21 protein-coding genes are annotated in these 18149 nt (G+C 43.4%); 17 read left to right on the forward strand and 4 right to left on the reverse strand.

All coding sequences use genetic code 11. The features are described from left to right. Positions 1–272: 272 nt before the first annotated feature. From WMO65_RS21250 to WMO65_RS21270, 5 genes are all read left to right on the forward strand, one after another. Positions 273–527, forward strand: a complete 255-nt coding sequence (locus tag WMO65_RS21250) for a hypothetical protein (RefSeq protein ID WP_148393628.1) — start codon at positions 273–275, stop codon at positions 525–527. Positions 528–600: 73 nt separating this feature from the next. Continuing rightward, a complete protein-coding gene (locus WMO65_RS21255) occupies positions 601–1356 on the forward strand; it encodes a MerR family transcriptional regulator (protein ID WP_103731869.1) in 756 nt (251 codons plus the stop codon). A gap of 58 nt (positions 1357–1414) precedes the next feature. Further along, the gene (locus WMO65_RS21260) at positions 1415–2149 is read left to right on the forward strand and encodes an ABC transporter ATP-binding protein (protein WP_148393629.1); all 735 of its coding nucleotides are present in this window, start codon (positions 1415–1417) and stop codon (positions 2147–2149) included. After that, positions 2136–2879 (forward strand): ABC transporter permease, encoded by a 744-nt coding sequence (locus WMO65_RS21265; RefSeq protein WP_054353646.1) that lies wholly within the window; start codon positions 2136–2138, stop codon positions 2877–2879. Before WMO65_RS21260 ends, WMO65_RS21265 begins: the two co-directional genes overlap by 14 nt. 152 nt (positions 2880–3031) lie before the next feature. Further along, entirely contained in the window at positions 3032–3595 is a 564-nt protein-coding gene (locus WMO65_RS21270) for a YdeI/OmpD-associated family protein (RefSeq protein ID WP_148393630.1), read from the forward strand. Between the two features lie 43 nt (positions 3596–3638). On the opposite strand, the gene WMO65_RS21275 is transcribed toward WMO65_RS21270, so the two are convergent. Continuing rightward, positions 3639–4037 carry a MerR family transcriptional regulator gene (locus WMO65_RS21275; protein ID WP_148393631.1) on the reverse strand — a complete coding sequence of 133 codons (399 nt, stop codon included), beginning with the start codon at positions 4035–4037 and terminating at the stop codon, positions 3639–3641. A 136-nt stretch (positions 4038–4173) separates the two neighbouring features. On the opposite strand from WMO65_RS21275, the gene WMO65_RS21280 reads away from it, so the two are divergent. From WMO65_RS21280 to WMO65_RS21290, 3 genes are all read left to right on the forward strand, one after another. Then, on the forward strand, positions 4174–5289 hold the full coding sequence (locus WMO65_RS21280) for an aldo/keto reductase (protein WP_148393632.1): 1116 nt from the start codon (positions 4174–4176) through the stop codon (positions 5287–5289). A 238-nt stretch (positions 5290–5527) separates the two neighbouring features. Continuing rightward, positions 5528–5749 (forward strand): helix-turn-helix domain-containing protein, encoded by a 222-nt coding sequence (locus WMO65_RS21285; protein ID WP_033139530.1) that lies wholly within the window; start codon positions 5528–5530, stop codon positions 5747–5749. 39 nt (positions 5750–5788) lie between these two features. Continuing rightward, on the forward strand, positions 5789–6424 hold the full coding sequence (locus WMO65_RS21290; protein ID WP_148393633.1) for a flavodoxin family protein: 636 nt from the start codon (positions 5789–5791) through the stop codon (positions 6422–6424). A gap of 251 nt (positions 6425–6675) precedes the next feature. On the opposite strand, the gene WMO65_RS21295 is transcribed toward WMO65_RS21290, so the two are convergent. Next, positions 6676–7752, reverse strand: coding sequence for an alpha/beta fold hydrolase (locus tag WMO65_RS21295; RefSeq protein WP_148393634.1), 1077 nt, complete (start codon positions 7750–7752; stop codon positions 6676–6678). Continuing rightward, entirely contained in the window at positions 7749–8288 is a 540-nt protein-coding gene (locus WMO65_RS21300) for a PadR family transcriptional regulator (RefSeq protein ID WP_349064655.1), read from the reverse strand. The genes WMO65_RS21295 and WMO65_RS21300 overlap by 4 nt, the downstream gene beginning before the upstream one ends. A gap of 254 nt (positions 8289–8542) precedes the next feature. Between WMO65_RS21300 and WMO65_RS21305 the strand changes: the two genes are divergently transcribed. Continuing rightward, positions 8543–8674, forward strand: coding sequence for a hypothetical protein (locus WMO65_RS21305; RefSeq protein ID WP_256157862.1), 132 nt, complete (start codon positions 8543–8545; stop codon positions 8672–8674). A gap of 28 nt (positions 8675–8702) precedes the next feature. Beyond that, a complete protein-coding gene (locus tag WMO65_RS21310) occupies positions 8703–11432 on the forward strand; it encodes a DEAD/DEAH box helicase family protein (protein WP_148393636.1) in 2730 nt (909 codons plus the stop codon). A gap of 24 nt (positions 11433–11456) precedes the next feature. Here WMO65_RS21310 and WMO65_RS21315 read toward each other — a convergent pair whose 3' ends face one another. Continuing rightward, positions 11457–11978, reverse strand: a complete 522-nt coding sequence (locus tag WMO65_RS21315) for a GNAT family N-acetyltransferase (protein ID WP_033139534.1) — start codon at positions 11976–11978, stop codon at positions 11457–11459. Positions 11979–12130: 152 nt separating this feature from the next. On the opposite strand from WMO65_RS21315, the gene WMO65_RS21320 reads away from it, so the two are divergent. The 7 genes from WMO65_RS21320 (at position 12131) to WMO65_RS21350 (ending at position 18125) form a co-directional block, all read left to right on the forward strand. Next, complete coding sequence (locus WMO65_RS21320) at positions 12131–12811, forward strand: response regulator transcription factor (RefSeq protein ID WP_148393637.1); 681 nt, start codon at positions 12131–12133, stop codon at positions 12809–12811. Continuing rightward, complete coding sequence (locus WMO65_RS21325) at positions 12799–14001, forward strand: HAMP domain-containing sensor histidine kinase (protein ID WP_148393638.1); 1203 nt, start codon at positions 12799–12801, stop codon at positions 13999–14001. The genes WMO65_RS21320 and WMO65_RS21325 overlap by 13 nt, the downstream gene beginning before the upstream one ends. Before the next feature lie 69 nt (positions 14002–14070). After that, positions 14071–14943 carry an ABC transporter ATP-binding protein gene (locus WMO65_RS21330; RefSeq protein WP_148393639.1) on the forward strand — a complete coding sequence of 291 codons (873 nt, stop codon included), beginning with the start codon at positions 14071–14073 and terminating at the stop codon, positions 14941–14943. A 1-nt stretch (position 14944) separates the two neighbouring features. Beyond that, positions 14945–16339, forward strand: a complete 1395-nt coding sequence (locus tag WMO65_RS21335) for an ABC transporter permease (protein ID WP_148393640.1) — start codon at positions 14945–14947, stop codon at positions 16337–16339. Positions 16340–16388: 49 nt separating this feature from the next. Next, the gene (locus WMO65_RS21340) at positions 16389–16913 is read left to right on the forward strand and encodes a hypothetical protein (protein ID WP_227210486.1); all 525 of its coding nucleotides are present in this window, start codon (positions 16389–16391) and stop codon (positions 16911–16913) included. Between the two features lie 75 nt (positions 16914–16988). Further along, positions 16989–17528 (forward strand): methylated-DNA--[protein]-cysteine S-methyltransferase, encoded by a 540-nt coding sequence (locus tag WMO65_RS21345; protein ID WP_148393669.1) that lies wholly within the window; start codon positions 16989–16991, stop codon positions 17526–17528. A 30-nt stretch (positions 17529–17558) separates the two neighbouring features. Further along, entirely contained in the window at positions 17559–18125 is a 567-nt protein-coding gene (locus tag WMO65_RS21350; protein ID WP_033139539.1) for a flavodoxin family protein, read from the forward strand. The last annotated feature ends 24 nt before the right edge of the window (positions 18126–18149 follow it).

An 18149-nucleotide genomic window follows, 5' to 3' on the forward strand; every position in this document is an offset into this window, starting at 1 on the left:
TTAGCCATTTTTCCGGTCAGAAAATAAATATAATCTTTTGCTAATTTAGGGTTGACTTTTCATAGCTGGTCTCCTTTTACCAATACTGTTTATTTTTATATTATACCAACAGCAATGTACAGGAAGCAATACCCTTTGCGTATTCCTTCCGCGATATATTACAATCGTACTTCGTTTGTTTCCTTCGAGTGCTTGACTCTCACCTTACGTGATACAGTATAATCAGAAAAAAACAGACACACCGGTGTATGTTTGAAAGGCGGGATGTAATTATGAAGGAAAATCTGGATATGAGCAGGTATTTTGCTGCACTGGAGGCATTCAAAGAAGAACATCATGATGAGGTGATCAAATACTGGAAAACGGAGAAAGCCTTTGACAACATGATAAAACAATTCAGGAAAAAAGAAAAACAGATGGCCAGGGACGCCATAAAAAGCTTTGGGAGCATAGACAAATACACGGATGCCATGATAGAAAATCTCGGGCATCTGACAGAAGTCGTTGAAGAACTCATGCGTATGTGATAAAATAACCCTCCACTATAACACCAGACTTGATATCTATGTTACGGTAGTCTTTGTAAGGAGGCATAAAAAAATGAACACATACAGGACTTCGGAAATCGCAGAAATCATCGGCGTACATCCCAATACGGTGCGTTTGTATGAAGAGCTGGGGCTGATTCCAAAACCCGGACGGCTTCCAAACGGCTACAGAGTATTTACAGAGCTTCACATAGAGCAGTTCCGCCTTGCCCGTCTCGCATTTCAGATAGAAGTGCTGCAGAACGGGCTGCGTAAGAAAATAGTACAGATGGTAAAAGTGTCTGCGGCAGGTGATTATGAGAAGGCACTGGAACTCACACGGGAATATCTGCTGCAGATTCGGCAGGAGATTGCCAACGCGGAGGAGGCCACCCAGATCGCTGAGCAGATTTTAGACGGCAGAACAGAAGAAAATCTGCACACCATGAAACGGAAGGAAGTGTCCGAATACTTAAATGTTTCTATGGATACCCTGAGAAACTGGGAGATGAACGGTCTATTGACAGTCAGACGCAGGCAGAACGGGTACCGCGTTTATACAGATGGAGATATCAAGCGCCTGAAGATTATCCGTTCCCTTCGGTGTGCCAACTATTCGCTGGAAGCTATTTTGACCATGCTCGGGCAGGTATCAAAAAATCCGGGGATAGATATCAAAAAAGCGCTGGATACACCGAAGGAGGATACTGAGATCATTACAGTGTGCGATAAACTGGTGACCTCCCTCACCGCGGCAGAGTTAAATGCGGAAAAAATGATGGAGAAGCTCACGGAAATGAAAATCAGATTTTCTGAACCCTCCATTTAACCACCAATGTTTTTTCCTGTGATATCCTTGTCCTTGATAAAACAAGGAGGTAAAAGATATGCAGGAAGTAATCAAAGTAGAACAGCTCACCAAATCCTACGGTAAGCTGCATGCAGTGGAAAATATAAGTCTGTCCGTTGACAGGGGAATGGTATTTGGCCTGCTCGGAGCAAACGGCGCAGGAAAATCCACCACGATCGAATGTATCCTGGGAACGAAAAAAGCCGACACAGGGACGATTCGCATTCTGGGAGCAGACCCTTTTAAGGACCGGAAAAAACTCTTTGAAAGGGTAGGGGTACAGTTCCAGGAGAGCAGCTATCAGGAGCAGATCACAGTGGCAGAGCTGTGCCGGGTGACTGCCTCATTATACAAAGAAGCCGCTGACCCTTTTGCACTGCTTGCGCGGTTTGGAATTGCGGATAAGAAGAAAAGCCCTGTCAAAGATCTGTCCGGTGGACAGAAGCAGCGTCTGTTTATTGTTCTTGCGCTGATACCTGATCCGGAAGTAGTTTTTTTGGACGAACTGACAACCGGGCTGGACGCAAAAGCACGGCGGGAGGTATGGAAAATACTTTCTGACCTGAAAGAAAAAGGTCTGACCATTTTTCTGACTTCACATTTCATGGATGAAGTGGAAGCTTTATGTGACGGTATCTGTATTTTGAAACGAGGAAAGATCGTTTTCTATGGAACAGTTTCAGAGGCGATAGAAAAAAGCCCGTATGAGAAATTTGAGGACGCTTATCTTTGGTATACAGACGAGGAGGAACAGGCCAATGAAAACATTTAGAACCATGCTTAAGACAGAACTGAAATTATCACTGCGAGGAATGGATATGTTCATATTTGCCATCTGTGTCCCTGTTGTGGTGTTGGTGATACTGGGAATTATATACGGAGAAAAGCCGGCCTATCCGGGGGCAGACTATACCTTTTTGGAACAATCCTTTGGCGCCATTGCCACTATATCTATTTGCGCCGGCGGGGTAATGGGACTGCCCTTGGTGGTCTCGGATTACCGGAGTAAAAAGATTCTGAAGCGCTATCAGGTCACCCCGGTCAGTCCGGCCATGATCCTGTTTGTGCAGGTAGTCATTTATACCTTGTATGCAGTGGTTTCTTTTTTGCTGCTGTATCTTACAGGTGCGCTCTTTTTCGGGTATCGGTTTAACGGGTCAGTGCTTCATTTTCTGGGAGGCTACCTGCTGGTGCTGGTATCCATGTTCAGCATCGGCATGATGGTGGGAGGCATAGCGCCGAATACGAAAATAGCGGGTGTGATCGCCAGTATTCTCTACTTCCCCATGCTGATATTTTCCGGGGCAACACTTCCCTATGAAGTTATGCCGGCAGCCATGCAGAAGGCAGCCAATATCCTGCCTCTTGCACAGGGGATAAAATTACTGAAAGCAGCATCTCTTGGGCAGGGCACAGAAAATGTGACGGTATCGGTCCTCATTATGATCGTGATCGCGGTACTCTGTACAGGGATAGCTTTTCGATACTTTAAATGGGAATAAAGCGGATGCAGCAGTGCTTTGTATAGATTTTGCAGACCGTCTATGATACAATGAAGAATATTAGAAATTCAGAACCCGGTCCTATACAGGAAAAGCCGGTATGACTTTTTGATGTTGGAACTGTGGTATCTTATAGAAAGCGAGGCTGCATTATGAGCGAACCTATACTTTTTAAGACACGTGAGGAGTTCAGGGATTGGCTGAAAAACAATTGTATGACCAGCGGCGGCGTCTGGCTGCTTTTCGGAAAAACGAAGGAGCTGGTGACCGTCAAAGCCGGAGAAGCACTGGAAGAGGCTCTTTGTTTCGGCTGGATTGACGGCCTTATGAAACGGGTCGATGAGAAATCTTATGTGAAATACTTTTCTGCCCGCAGAAGCGGCAGCAAATGGTCAGAAAAAAATAAGGCGCTGGCAGAGGCTCTTGAAAAACGCGGTTTGATGACGGATTTCGGAAGAGCAAAGATTGAGGAAGCAAAGAAAAACGGGCAGTGGGAGGGCACTGCCCCAAAAGTGGTTATAGGTAAAGAGCAGATAGACTCTGTGGCGGAACTGCTGAAAGGAAATGAACAGGCATATGCAAACTTCCTGAATATGTCCCCGTCAGTGCAGAAGACCTATACCAGAGCATATCTGGATGCCAGGACGGAGGCCGGACGCGTCAAACGGCTGGCGTGGATGACTGAGAGGCTGGAAAAGAATTTAAAACCCATGTGAAGGTTTTGCTCCGGACTGCCTGATCTGTCAGATAAAAAACTTTTTAATTCTCAGCGGGAATCAAATTACTGTTGTATTTGGTTTTGCCCGACATAACATCATCATAAAAGGTCTGTTTCCAATCTATGTAGTCAATGGAATCCTGAAGTTCCTGCATAGAGAGGAGCAGGTCTTTTCTTTTTTGCTCCAGAATGACTTTCCGCTTAGGTATGGAAGACTGCCCCTGGAGGCACAGAGCGAGATATTCTTTCATTTCTTTCAGGCTCATACCGCATTTCTTCAGACAGGTCAGGCTTTTGATCCATGCAATATCATGCGCATCAAAGACACGGCGATTTGTCTTGTCACGTTTTACATTGGGAATCAGACCCTCATTGCAGTAGAATTTCAGTGTTTCATAATGCATGCCTGTTTTCTCACAGGCCTGTTTCATTGTATACATGATAACCTCCGTAAAATAGGAAAACTTAAAAAAGCTATTGACCGGTAGCAGCTACCGGAGAGTACAATGCAAATGATATCAATGGAAATGCAGAATGTCAAGTTTGCAGTATGTTAAAAAACAGGAGGATTTGCTGATGTATAATATTAAGAAAAATTTTGGCTTCGGATGTATGAGGCTTCCCATGATTGACGGGGAGGTGGACCAAAGGCAGTTTTCAGAGATGGTGGACACTTTTTTGGAGGCCGGATTTAACTATTTTGATACGGCACACGGGTATCTGGGAGGCAAAAGCGAATTGGCACTAAAAAGCTGCCTGACCAGCCGGCATCCCCGGGACAGCTATATCCTTACCAATAAACTGACGACGTTTTTCTTTGAAAAGGAAGAGGAGATCCGGCCGTTTTTTGAAAACCAGCTTGCGTGGTGCGGCGTGGAATATTTTGATTTTTATCTGATGCATGCCCAGAGTGCGGAAAACTTTGCAAAATTCAAACGCTGCCATGCGTATGAAACGGCATTGGAACTAAAGAAAGAGGGAAAAATCCGCCATTTCGGCATATCCTTCCACGACCATGCAGATGTGCTGGAACAGATTCTGACGGAATACCCGCAGATTGAAGTCGTACAGATTCAATTCAATTACCTGGATTACGATGACCCTGCAGTACAGAGCCGGAAATGCTATGAGGTCTGCCGCAAATATGGAAAGCCGGTGATCGTTATGGAGCCGGTAAAGGGCGGTAATCTTGTCAATCTGCCGGATGAGGCCAGAGCCGTATTGGATGAGTTAAAGGGCGGCAGTCCGGCCAGCTATGCAATCCGGTATGCAGCCGGATTTGACGGTATGATGATGGTGCTTTCCGGCATGAGCACCCTGGACCAATTGGAAGACAACATCAGTTACATGAGAGAGTTTCAGCCTCTTTCCCAGAAAGAAATGGACGCAGTGGATAAAGTACGGAATATTTTCCGCTCCATGAATCTGATCTCTTGTACTGCCTGTCGGTATTGTACAGATGGATGTCCGAAACATATATCTATCCCTGATTTGTTTGCCTGCATGAATACAAAACAGCTCTATCATGACTGGAACGCGGATTATTATTACAATAACGTCCACACAAAGAAAAACGGAAAAGCATCTGACTGCGCAAAATGCGGAAAATGTGAGGATGCCTGTCCGCAGCATCTGCAGATCAGGAATCTCCTGGAAGATGTTGCAAAAGAGTTCGAGAAAACCTGCCGTTAGGCAGCAATTATCTCCAAGAGACAACAGCGGGTTAGCAGTGTGGCACAGCACGCTGCGCCTGAACCATCCGATTTTTGAGCAGACAGTTGTAGATGGAAGAATAGGATTGCAGTGATTGTGTGTGATAATGTATAATAAAGATAGTAAAAGATAGAAACAGAAATTCAAGAATGGAGTTTTTCGGATTATATGAGTATCTTCAGGACGAATTCCAGAAATTATTTTAGGAGATTGTCATATGGAGAATTATGGAAGTATTGAAGTGAAGATTGATGAAATGCTCGAAAAGAGAAATTTAAGTAAAAATAAATTATGTTTTAAAGCACAATTAGAACGGAAGCAATTAAATAAACTTTACAAAAACGAAGCGGTAAGAATTGATTTCGGTGTTCTTTGTCGAATATGTTTTGCTTTGGATTGCGACATATCAGATATATTGATATATAAAAAGCCTGAGTAAAGGCCAATAATAAAAAGATGTAAAGAGGGGATTCTACTAATGAAGATACTAAGTATATCAGCAACCAATATTCAACATTCCCAAAAGAACAGCATGTCACTATTACTATGCAACAAAATAGCGGAATTTTTGAATTGTAAAGAAATACAATGTGAAGTAATCGATTTAAGAGACTATACTTTGCATCCGTGTATTGGATGTGGTAAATGTTTTAGTAGTAAAAGATGTAGTGCTGATTCAGATTTCAATAAGATTTACAATAAAATTACCAGGTCAGACGGAATCTTTTTTATTTCACCTCATTATGCTCCCATTCCTGCCAAACTTAGTATGGTGCTGGAGAAAATGGAGCAGATCACCTTTTTACATTGGTGGAAAGATAATACATATAAGTCTGAATTATATGGACTGCCCGCGGGAATAATTTCGCATGGTGGTGGGTCTGATTGGGCATTAAAAAGCTATAAAGCAATGGTTAATGATACAATCGCAAATGCTTTAGACACAATTCAATGTAAAGTAGTACCATATGACGAAGAATGGAATACTGGAATTTCCATACCAGTACAAAGAGTTATGGAAGATAGCGATATCTTCCCAATACAAGAATATGATTGGCCTATGATTGATCAAAAAATAAAAGATTATATCGAATTTTTCTTGAGAAAGATTTAATATTAATGAAAGACAGATGTTATTGTTGAATGTGTATCAGACGGCAATAATATTTAAAAAGAAGATAGGAATCACCGTTTCTACTGTTAATTGATTCGGTGATTCCTGTCTTGTTTATCTGTAGTTCTCGCTACATAATTCTTTCGGCATCTGTATGAAGAGGTGCAAAAAGTTGTTTTATCCCCATCGGATATATCGGAAATCTTAAGCGGAGGCGCAGGTTCTATTGAGGTAAAATAAAAGCAGGCTGTCTATAGGCGGTGTATGACATGGCATAATGCATCTGACAGCGCTTCAGAAAACTCTTTTTTCCTGTCAATGAATGGAATATGTCCGGTGTTCCTTATTGTTATAAATTTCTTATAAGGTGCGGAAATAGCATTAAAATATTTAACTGCCATAGGATAAGGTGTTGTCCAGTCGCAGTCACCGGCAATGATGATAACCGGAGTTTCATACTGCAGTGTATAATCGTACATGGTTGATTTTTGGTCCGCTAAAAGTGTCTCATAAAGCGCACTGTTTGCTGCAATGAGACTACCAAAACTGAACATCCATCTTAAATTTCGGAAGGTCATATACGGAGAAAAAAGCTGTAGGATGAGCATTTTACTGCTGTATTGGGAAGGCAGATACTTCTCTTTTAACTGACGGAATTTCAGCAGTTTTGCTGCTTCCGGTTTATCAAATTTTCGGCACTTCATTATCGGTTCAAGCATTTTTTCTATTTCATATGCATCCTGAGGGCGGCCCGCTGCATAAGCCAAGTGGACGGCTTCCTGTGCGGATACCTGTTCTGATTTTTTAAAATCCAGCATTTGGCTGACGGAAATACAGGCCAATACCTTTTCAGGGTGCTGACCCGCATAAATAGCACCGGGAAAGGTTCCCCACGAGTGCCCCATGAGGATAACCTTTTCTTTTTGAAACTCCAAACGAATATGATCGACAAGCTCATCTAAGTCCGACAGCAGTAAATCCAGAGTAGGTTTTGCGGCTGTTTTATTCTGATAAAAGGTATTTCCACAGCCCCGCTGGTCCCAGTGGATCACGGTATAATCCTGTTCCAGCTCTGCCTGCCAATCATAGGAATAATATGCCATCGGATTGCCTGGCCCTCCGTGCAGCATAAGAATAACCGGATTGGAACTATCCTGTCCCCGGATTTGTATGTACTGTTTTATTTTGCCTATGGTTATATATTCAGATCTTTGAATCCCTGTTTTTGAACGGATTTTATATTGATGGGCAAAAGTGATTCTGCCTGTAATGATCGTGAGTACAAATAATAATATACATCCCATCAATAGGAGCAGTATGCTTTTCATTGACTTTCATCCTCTAATACCCTTAATATTTCTTCAATAAACTGCTGCTGCCTGCGGATAATGGCAAACATGTTTTCTATAGTGATCCTGGAGATTGGAGAAATCGGTTCATTAGCATTTTCGTTACTCTTTTCCCCCTGTTTCAGTGCGCTGTATTCCATTTGCAGCTTCTCTTTTTGTGATTCCAGGGCCTGCCGGGCATTTTCGCGGGGGATTTTATCGATGAGAGATAATCCGCTGTACAGTGTTGTAGGATATAGGACAGAGGAAGCGCCCAGTGCATCAAATATTAAGGATTGCAGATAAGCTGTTCCCTTGTCTGTGATTTTATATACAGCTTTTTGCCGGTGGCCCGTGTATTCCACATCAGCTATCTCAATATAGTTATCCTGTTCCAGTTTTTTTAACGCATGATATATGGAACCAACCAATACACCGCCCCATCTTTCAGCATCTGCCATGCTTATCTTTTGCTGAATATCGTAGCCGGACATAGGGCGTTCCTCGAATAAGCCGAGTACCAGTAACTTTGTCACAGTTTCTTTACCTCCGATTCATATACTCAATATTGAGTATACAACAATGAGGAAATTTGTCAAGGTATTTTACAAGACTGCATTATCCGTAATACTTTATAGGATTACTTGACAGAATCCACATTAGAATTTACAGTTAAAGACAAATGATAAGTTTTTCTACAGGCTGTTAATATGGTGGGAGAACTGATAGGAAAAAAGCTATATGCTTATATTTGACAGAGCATGGAAAAAACGGATAAAGGATGAATATTATGAAAACAAAACTGGTTTGTTTTGATTTAGATCATACATTGATCAGAGGAATCCATTCAGTTATGCTACCCTGCATCTTGAACGGCAAAGAGGAGGAACACGCCATAATCCAGAAACAGGAAGAAAACTGAAAAATAAGCAGGAGCAGAAATATATTATATGAATGTTTATGACAATATTTTCAAATTCAAAGGTTCCTGGAGATCCTACCAGGAACGGGTATTAAAACATGCGGATACATATCTTCAGGATGGAAAAATACATATTGTGGCGGCTCCGGGGTCAGGGAAGACAACCCTTGGTATTGAGCTTATAAGGAGACTGGGGTGTCCGGCGCTTATCCTGTCGCCCAGGCTTGTTATCCGGGAACAATGGCTGGAACGTATTCGGGAGGCGTTTTTGACAGAAGATGCGGAACACGGAAATATTCTGTCAAATGATCTGAAGTCTCCGGGATTGGTGACCTCCATAACATATCAGACCCTGTACAGCGGAATGAACCGTTATAAGGGTGAGCTGCAGGAGGAAGATACGGCGGGGGGCAGCCAGTCTGTGGATTTTTCCGGATTTGATCTGCTGGAGGCAGTCAGGACAGCCGGGATACGGGTGATTTGCCTGGATGAGTGCCATCATCTGCGCAGCGAATGGTGGGCTGCGCTGGAACATTTTATGCATGAGATGGAAAACGCCGGGGTGAAGGTCATATCTCTGACTGCAACACCGCCCTATGATTCCACACCGTCCCAGTGGGAACGGTATATACAGCTCTGCGGACCGATCGATGAGGAGATCATTGTTCCGGAACTGGTTCGGGAAGGGAGCCTATGCCCGCATCAGGATTATGTCTATTTTAATTTTCCTACCGGTGAGGAGGAAGAAAAAGTCAGGGACTTCAGAAACCAGGCGGAATCATTGCTTCAGAGCCTGATGGCAGACCGTGAATTTTTAAATATCATGGCTTCCCATCAGAAAATGCTGGATTATGATACATATGCGGAAACGATGCTGGAGGAACCGCCGTATGTATCCGCAATGCTGATTTTTTACACCGCAGCCCGGATTCCTTTTGATACAAGATGGAAAAAGCTTTTAGGCGTCAGGAATTTTCCGGAAATGGATGTGCACTGGATGGAAATATTACTGCAGAAGCTGCTGTTTGATGACAAAGACAGTTTTGTATGCGATGCGTATTACCGGGAAACACTTACGAAACAGCTGAAGAAGCAGCAGTTCCTTGTACGGCAGAGAGTCGGTCTTGTATTCAACAGTGGGATACAGAAATTACTCACAAACAGTCTGGGAAAGCTGGAAAGTATCAAGGCAGTTGTGAAAACAGAATTCAGGTCCATGAAATCAGAGCTGCGGATGCTGATACTTACCGATTACATACGGAAGGAATTTAAAACAATCATTGGAAACCCGGATGCGGAGGTCAAAAGTATCGGCGTAGTTCCCATTTTTGAGATGCTGCGCAGGGAAGCGGCACCGGACTGCAGACTGGGGGTTTTGTGCGGCAGCATGATCATTCTTCCGGTCACAGCGCTTCCCTGCCTGGAGGCCCTTTTGCGGGGAAGCACCGAAAACTGCAGTATGTCTGCCAGGGAGTTCGCAGACCGGGAAGGCAATCCGACGGGATATGCCCAGATAGATATCAGCGGCAGAACCTCTGATACGACAAAATGGATCACACAGGTTTTTGAAGCAGGATATGTGCAGGTTTTAATTGGCACAAAGTCACTGCTGGGAGAAGGATGGGATTCCCCGGGAATCAATTCCCTGATTCTGGCCAGTTTTGTGGGTTCCTATATTTTAAGCAACCAAATGCGCGGAAGAGCGATTCGTGTGATGCAGGGCAATCCGGAAAAGACAAGCAATATCTGGCATCTGGTCTGCATTGAAAACCAGAAAGAAGTGCGTGCAATGCGCAGGCTGGGATGCGATGAAGAAATGCTGTCGGAGGACTTTGCCACACTAAAACGGCGTATGAAGGGATTTATCGGGGTCAGCTATGATGGGACCAGTATTGAGGACGGTATGGAGCGTCTGGATATTATCCAAGGTCCTTTTGACAGGAAACGAGTTCTGGTGATCAATCAAAAAATGGAGGAACTGGCCGGGAACCGTGAGGGGCTGCGACAGAAATGGAAGGATGCCATCTTGATGTATGACGGTATGGAGGTCATGGATGAAGTGGAAGTGGAACAGGGAAGGTTAAAGACAAAAGCTGTATTTTTCAATATTATGGGGCTGGTCTTTCTGGATGTAGCTTCTATGGTTATTATCCAGGGCATCCATATATGGGGAGAAAGTGCCGGCAAAAAAGATGTTTTTTCCCTGCTCCTGTATCTTGCTGCTATGCTGTTTCTCTCAATAGGCATGATTTTTCTGGTGTGGAAAGGGATAAAATATCTGACGCCGCTTCGATATTTACAGCTCATTGGAAATGGGGTGCTTAAGTCCCTGGAGTATAAAGGGCTGATTTTATCAGCGGCGCGGGTGGAAGCCAGTGACTTAAACGGCGCGTTTTATGAAGTATATCTAAAGGGCGGAAGCGTACGGGAAAAAGATATTTTTTCAAACTGTGTGGAAGAGTTTTTTGGTGTAGTGGATAACCAGCGCTATCTGCTGTACAGAAGGCACGCGGGTGTGGGAATGATGAAATATTTCTGTGTGCCGGAAATCTTTGCAAAGTCAAGGGAAGATGCCCTTTTGTTTTCAGAGTGTATGAAAAAGACAATGGGAAGTTATAAGCTTATTTATACCAGAAACCCGGAAGGGCGGAAGATTTTAATACAGGCCAGGGCCCATGCCTATGCAAACCGGGCTGACCGGGAACTGCAAAGGCTGGTAACCGGGAGAAAGCGGAAGGTGAAGAGCAGGCTGGAATAAAAATAACCGATATACGAAAGTTTCCTATAACAGATATTCGTAGAGCATGTAGTCCGTCAATCCGGTGTCTTCATAAAACAACTGAATGGTATCCCTATATTGAAATCCCATGCTGCTGTAAAGTTTCTGCGCAGGGATATTGGTGCCGAGCACGTCTAAGCGGACTGCTTTTTGGCCGTTTTCCCCGGCAGTCCGAATGGCTTCCCGTACCATGAATTTCGCGATGCCCTGTCCCTGAAAAGCGGGAAGTACACCCAGTGCGTGCACTACGGTTACTTCCCGGGGATTGGCGGAAATACTCCACTGTATTTTTTCATATCCCTCTGTACTTTTATGATTTAAGATCATTGCAGCCGCATAAGTGCTGCCGGAGAGAAGTACATACAATTCTTTCCCGCGGATCGAGCGCATCAGAAGTTCATCCGATGGATAAATCCCCTTTTTCCATCCCGGTTTATATAAGGCAGAGTCCATCGAATCAATCAGCTGCCAATAAAAATCCCTCACTTTTTCCCATTCCGTTTCGTTTGCTGTATACAGTTCCATATGCAGAATCCCTGTCCCTTTAATTTTATACAGCAATTGTATCACAACAGGTAATAGCAAAACAAGTACGGAACTTTTTTATTTTGACTGAAAATTGACTTTTCTGTGTTATAAGTCAGGTTATCATTTATAAGAAAAGGAATGTGATAAATATGAGCAGAACATACAAAATATTACTGATTGATGATGAGCAGTCAATCTTAGATATGCTGGCGCTGCAGCTTCAGTCAGAGGGATATAAAGTCTATACAGCGGCAAATGCAGATCAGGGACTGGAAAAGCTTTCCTGTGAGCCGGATATGATTCTTCTGGATATTAATATGGCCGGCATGAACGGGCTGGATCTATGTGTAAAGATCAGAGGATTTGTTGTCTGCCCCATTCTGTTTCTGACAGCGAGAATAACCGAACAGGATAAGGTAAACGGTCTGCTTGCGGGCGGTGATGACTATATCACAAAACCTTTTTCCATGGATGAGCTGCTGGCAAGAATGACAGCACACTTACGGCGGGAGGAGAGATATCACACAAAAACACAGGGCAGGTTCTCAGAAGAAATGATGATTGATTACGGTAAAAGAAAGATTTATATCAAGGGAAGTCCTGTAGAACTGTCAAATAAGGAATTTGAGATCATTAAGCTGCTATCCAGGAATGCGGGACAGGTATTTGATAAAGAACGGATCTATGAACATATATGGGGATTTAACGCGGAGGGTGACTGCAGTGTTATCAAAGAACATATCAGGAAGATCAGGATAAAGTTTGCCGAATATACCGATAAAACTTATATTGATACCGTTTGGGGAGTGGGGTACCGATGGAAAAATTAAACGGAATGATACAAAAAATGTCATTAAAAAAAGCACTTTTATCTATATCAGCCGTCAGTATTATTCTGGTAGCGGCTTTATCTGTTATGACCATCTTTTTACTGCTGAATTTGAATCAGAAAATTTTAAATACCAGGCCCATCACCATCAGAAATTCGGATATACAGTATGAAGCCGGCGAAAAGGAAGAAGGTGATTCACTGCAATATATCGTAAAACCGGATCAGTATGTATATGGAAAACTGACGGCGGAAAATCAATTGAGATATAATGTAATAACGTTTCTCATGGCAGCACTGCCGGTGTTGTATGTGGCCATCGGTTCCCTGGCAGTTGCCGTTTTTTATTATCAGGTAAAGCTGCGCGTTCCCATAGAAACCCTGAAGCGGGGGATCAGTCATATAGCTGACCAAAACCTGGATTTTGAATTGCATTACCATGCGGAAGATGAACTGGGTATGCTGTGCAGTACCTTTGAAAGTATGAGAAAAGAGCTGTACAAAAATAATCAGAGGATGTGGGAGGCGATGCAGGACAGAAAGGCTCTGACAGCTTCCGTATCCCATGATCTGAGAACACCGATTACGGTGATCAAGGGATATCTGGATTATCTCTCTAAAACCATGCTTAGAGAGCAGCTGACCGAAGAAGTATTAGAAATGACGCTTCATAACATGATGCAGTCAACAGAACGCCTTGAAAGATATGTAAGCTGTATCCATGACATTGAAAAAATAGAAGAAATAGAGATTGAAAAATCTTCTGTCTGCATGAAGGAGCTGATGTCATGTCTGGAAAAAGATTTTTCACTTATGGCTGAACAGCGAAATATCACTTTTGTGCTGGATAATAAAGCAAAACAGGAAGTGATATACACAGATAAGAATATGCTGTTTAAAGTACTGGAAAATCTGTTCAATAATGCCTTACGGTTTACAAGAGACAGAATTCTGCTGACCATCACGGAGCATGAGGATGCGATCGCGTTTGTCATGGAGGATAACGGAAACGGTTTTTCACAGGATGAACTGGAGCATGCCGCTTCTCTGTTCTACACTTCCAATGGAAATGCAGATCATTTTGGACTGGGACTGTCAATATGCAAAATCCTCTGCGGGAAACTGGGCGGCAGCTTACATTTGAAAAATTCCCCGGACGGCGCCAGTGTCATAATTAAAATCAAAAAGTAATTGAACTTTTCAAAAAATTGACTTTTCTATGAAAAAATCTCCTTATACAAAGCGTAAGGAGGTTTTTTTATGGAAATCAGAATCGAACATTTATACAAAAAATATGGCGGACAGGAAGTTTTAAGAGATGTCTCTTTCAAGATTCCCGCAGGCATGTATGGCCTGCTGGGGAGCAACGGAGCCGGAAAAACGTCGTTCATGCGCATTCTTGCCACCATTTCAGAACCTACAGCAGGAGCGGTGACAATAAATGATATGGATATCCGAAATAAAAAAGAGATCAGAAAAATAGTAGGGTATCTGCCCCAGGAGTTTTCTGTTTACCCATCCATGAAGGTTTATGCTGCGCTGGACTATCTGGGTATTTTGGCTGAATTACCGAAAGCAGTGCGGAGACAGAGAATAGATACGGTTTTAAAACAAGTGAACCTGGAATCAGAGAAAAATAAAAAGTTTAAAAACCTTTCCGGCGGTATGAAAAGACGCTTCGGCATTGCGCAGGCGCTGCTGAATGAACCGGAAATACTGATTGCCGATGAACCGACAGCAGGTCTTGACCCGGAAGAACGCATACGGTTTTATAATCTTTTTTCCGAACTTGCAAAGGACAGAATCATACTTCTGTCAACACACATTGCCGGTGACATTGAGGCGGCCTGCTCCCGAACGGCGGTACTGGACCATGGAAAAGTCATGTTTGAAGGAAGTATTGCTGAAATGCGGAGGCTCTCAGAGGGAAACGTATATCTGACGGAAATAAAGCCCGGGGAAATAAATGATTTAAAAAAGAAATATAAAGTGATTCATCTGCAGCAGAATGGTCCTGATATCCTGTGCAGGTTCCTTTCCGACACAATACCCGCTGTAACACATGTTTTGTGTGAGCCGACAGTGGAAGACAGTTACATGTATCTGCTGAAACAATGCGGGGAGGGAGAATGATATGCTGTACTTCAAAGAGTTGAAGAGAATTTGTTTTAGTGTTGTGTATGGTCTGTTTTTATTTCTGCTTGTTTTCGGATGGTATCAGAATTTTTATCATGTGACAGATAAGGAAATTCTCGCCTCCAAAGATAAGGATACCTCTTACCAGTTACAGATCACTGGAGGCTCCATTCTGGAAAAACCGGATAAAAATGCAGAATCATTCGGCAGGAAGAGGAAGGAGGTGCCGGATACCGTTATGCTTGGCGGAACAGACCATCTGCTGATGGAGTACCGTGAAAATTCTTATGCGGTGTATCCTTTTGGGTACTATAAAGAAGTTGTCTTAAATGACGCGGAACAGGATGAAATATTAAAAATATTATGTGAGATAACAGGACTTGACGAAGAGAATCTTTGGAATCTTCCGGATGATTATTTCCCGTATGTAAACGGTAATATCGTTCATTTTAAAGAAGATAACCCGGATGAAAACGGAACCATAACCATAGAGGCAGGGGAAAAAGAAGAACGTATACAAGAGGCAGAGGATAAGACAAAACATTTTGTTCCACAGGTATCCTATGACAGATTTAAAGAGCTTATGAAAAAAGCGGAGGATATGATCGGCAGAGGTTCTAATTACTCCATGGATATGCTTTTGACATATTATGGGCAGGCAGAAATGAATTATGAAGAGGCAGCAGAAGAGTACCGTAAGACGATTTATGAGGATAAAGTCAGCAGAGCTTTTGCAAGATTATTTTGTGATTATATAACGCGGTCTCTGGGGCTGTATCCTGTATTTGTGGCTGTTGTGTTCTGGATGAAGGACAGAAGAAATAAAATGAATGAGCTGATTGACAGCAGGCAGTTCGGTACTGCCAAACTTGTCATGGTAAGGTTTCTGGCTATGCTGACAGCGTGTATGCTGCCTGTATTCTTATTGAGCTTTGAATCCCTGCTGCCGCTCCTGCAATACTCTTCGGAATCCGGGATTTCAATAGATGCGCTTGCTTTTGTAAAATATATTCTCTGGTGGCTGCTGCCCACAGCGGCAGTTGTCCTATCGCTGGGAACATTTTTGACGATTCTTACATCTGCCCCGGCGGCTGTTTTAGTCCAGGCCGTATGGTGGTTTATGGATACCGGTATGACCGGATTGTGGGGAGATACAGGGTATTTTACATTGATGATACGCCATAATACACTGCGTGGTTCTGAACTGATAAGGCAAAACCTTACAATCCTGTGGGTGAACAGAGGGATCATGCTTCTTTTTACTTTTATTTTTTTACTGCTTTCCTGTGTCATTTATGAGAGGAAAAGAAAGGGGAAATGCAGTCATGGGTATCAAGGGCAGAGATATTACAGGATTCTTAAAAAGAGATTTTTTACTGGCATTCAAAAGTAGTGTGATACTTGCACTCCTGTATCTTTTCTGCATTCCGATAATAAGAGGAGTGAAAAACCTGGACAGCATACAGTCAGCCCAATGTCTGGAACAGTCGGTATCCCTTATTGGAATCATTCTGTTTGTTCCGGTTACGAGATGGGAACACAGTCTGGAAATTAAGGAATTGATTTTGTCTAAGCCATGGACGTATGCAAAGACAGTTTTTATCCGTCTGCTGTCTGCATTTTTTCTTGTTTCCTCCATGGTATCCGGATTCGCTTTCATGATGTGGCTGAACCATTGTGAATTTCCTTTTTGGAGGTTTGTATCTGTGGTGATCCTGCTTTCCTGTTTTCTGGGAATCTCCGGACTTTTTGTATCACAGATATGTCAGAATGTGGTTGTTGGGTACTTGTGGGCACTTGGATATTTTGCACTGTGCAAAATGGATGTTCTGAGCGAAGGAGATACGCTGTATTTATTTGGGCTGAGCGAAAGTGCGGAATCCGGCGGCAGGTTATGGTGCTTTTTGAGCCTGTCGATACTATTTTTGTTTTCGCTGCTGCTCCTTATCCGAATACAGAAAAGATGAGCTTTTCCTGTGTTCATTTCTTGACGCAGAACGGTAAAAGGATATAGAATGAAAGTAAAGAAAGGAATCAAAAATATGATATACACAACAGAATATAACTCACCGGTGGGACGGATCATGATAGCGGCGAAAGATGAAGCACTGACTGGTCTTTGGATAGAAAATCAAAAATACTATCTGGCATCTGTGAAAGAAGAAATGAAACAATGCGATGATCTGGCAGTTCTCGTACAGGCCAAAGACTGGCTGGACCGTTACTTTGCCGGAGAAAAACCGCAGATCAGGGAATTAAATCTGGCGCCTGTCGGAAGTGAATTTCGCAGAGCTGTATGGGAGATTCTCACAGAGATCCCATACGGTGAGGTCACTACATACGGAAAAATAGCCGGGAAGGTAGCAAAAAGACTGGGGCTGGACCGGATGTCTGCGCAGGCTGTAGGCGGAGCTGTGGGACATAACCCCATCTCTATTATCATACCCTGCCATCGCGTGGTTGGCACAAACGGCAGCCTGACGGGTTACGCCGGGGGAATAGATAAGAAAATAGCATTGCTGACACACGAGGGCATTTCCATGGATCGATTCTTCGTGCCAAAGAAGGGAACTGCTTTGTAGAGAAAGCGAAATGAATAAGGAGGATAAGATATGTCCATAGCAGTTGTATGGTCAAGTGCAAATACAGACGGGCTGACCGCGTCGGCAAAGGATGCATTTATTGAGGGAATCAGGGAAAACGGTACGGATGTGGAGGAAATCTATTTAAATGGACTGAAGCTGGAGCACTGCCGCGCCTGCGGGAACGGCTGGGGCGCCTGCCGGGCTAAAGGCGTCTGCATTATAAAGGATGATTTTGAGGAAACCTATAAAAAACTGGCAGAGGCAGACGGTATTGTGTGGATCACTGCCGTTTACTGGCATGATACAACAGAGGTCATGAAAGCATTTGTGGACCGCCTCAGAAGATGTGAAACGGCACATAACGGCTATTTAAGCCAAAAGAGATGCTTCCTGGCTGCCTGTGCAGGAGGAACCGGGCTTGGGGCTGTGGAATGTCTTCACAATATGGAGGAAGCACTCAAGCATATGGGAATGCGGGCTTACGACCGTGTTCCGGTGATTCGCTTCAATAAGGATTATATGCTGCCTGCACTCAGGGAGGCAGGAAAGATATATGCCGGGCGTCTTGTGGAAGGGTTTGATATGAGATATTAGGACTGCTGTACAGTGGGGGAAACT

This window comes from Blautia caccae (assembly GCF_040095955.1).
Classification (GTDB): Bacteria; Bacillota; Clostridia; order Lachnospirales; family Lachnospiraceae; genus Blautia; species Blautia celeris.

Coding starts and splice junctions, on each gene's coding strand:
- WMO65_RS21250 (WP_148393628.1), top strand. CDS start 273: ATGAAGGAAAATCTGGATATGAGCAGGTATTTTGCTGCACTGGAGGCA.
- WMO65_RS21255 (WP_103731869.1), top strand. CDS start 601: ATGAACACATACAGGACTTCGGAAATCGCAGAAATCATCGGCGTACAT.
- WMO65_RS21260 (WP_148393629.1), top strand. CDS start 1,415: ATGCAGGAAGTAATCAAAGTAGAACAGCTCACCAAATCCTACGGTAAG.
- WMO65_RS21265 (WP_054353646.1), top strand. CDS start 2,136: ATGAAAACATTTAGAACCATGCTTAAGACAGAACTGAAATTATCACTG.
- WMO65_RS21270 (WP_148393630.1), top strand. CDS start 3,032: ATGAGCGAACCTATACTTTTTAAGACACGTGAGGAGTTCAGGGATTGG.
- WMO65_RS21275 (WP_148393631.1), bottom strand. CDS start 4,037: ATGTATACAATGAAACAGGCCTGTGAGAAAACAGGCATGCATTATGAA.
- WMO65_RS21280 (WP_148393632.1), top strand. CDS start 4,174: ATGTATAATATTAAGAAAAATTTTGGCTTCGGATGTATGAGGCTTCCC.
- WMO65_RS21285 (WP_033139530.1), top strand. CDS start 5,528: ATGGAGAATTATGGAAGTATTGAAGTGAAGATTGATGAAATGCTCGAA.
- WMO65_RS21290 (WP_148393633.1), top strand. CDS start 5,789: ATGAAGATACTAAGTATATCAGCAACCAATATTCAACATTCCCAAAAG.
- WMO65_RS21295 (WP_148393634.1), bottom strand. CDS start 7,752: ATGAAAAGCATACTGCTCCTATTGATGGGATGTATATTATTATTTGTA.
- WMO65_RS21305 (WP_256157862.1), top strand. CDS start 8,543: ATGAAAACAAAACTGGTTTGTTTTGATTTAGATCATACATTGATCAGA.
- WMO65_RS21310 (WP_148393636.1), top strand. CDS start 8,703: ATGAATGTTTATGACAATATTTTCAAATTCAAAGGTTCCTGGAGATCC.
- WMO65_RS21315 (WP_033139534.1), bottom strand. CDS start 11,978: ATGGAACTGTATACAGCAAACGAAACGGAATGGGAAAAAGTGAGGGAT.
- WMO65_RS21320 (WP_148393637.1), top strand. CDS start 12,131: ATGAGCAGAACATACAAAATATTACTGATTGATGATGAGCAGTCAATC.
- WMO65_RS21325 (WP_148393638.1), top strand. CDS start 12,799: ATGGAAAAATTAAACGGAATGATACAAAAAATGTCATTAAAAAAAGCA.
- WMO65_RS21330 (WP_148393639.1), top strand. CDS start 14,071: ATGGAAATCAGAATCGAACATTTATACAAAAAATATGGCGGACAGGAA.
- WMO65_RS21335 (WP_148393640.1), top strand. CDS start 14,945: ATGCTGTACTTCAAAGAGTTGAAGAGAATTTGTTTTAGTGTTGTGTAT.
- WMO65_RS21345 (WP_148393669.1), top strand. CDS start 16,989: ATGATATACACAACAGAATATAACTCACCGGTGGGACGGATCATGATA.
- WMO65_RS21350 (WP_033139539.1), top strand. CDS start 17,559: ATGTCCATAGCAGTTGTATGGTCAAGTGCAAATACAGACGGGCTGACC.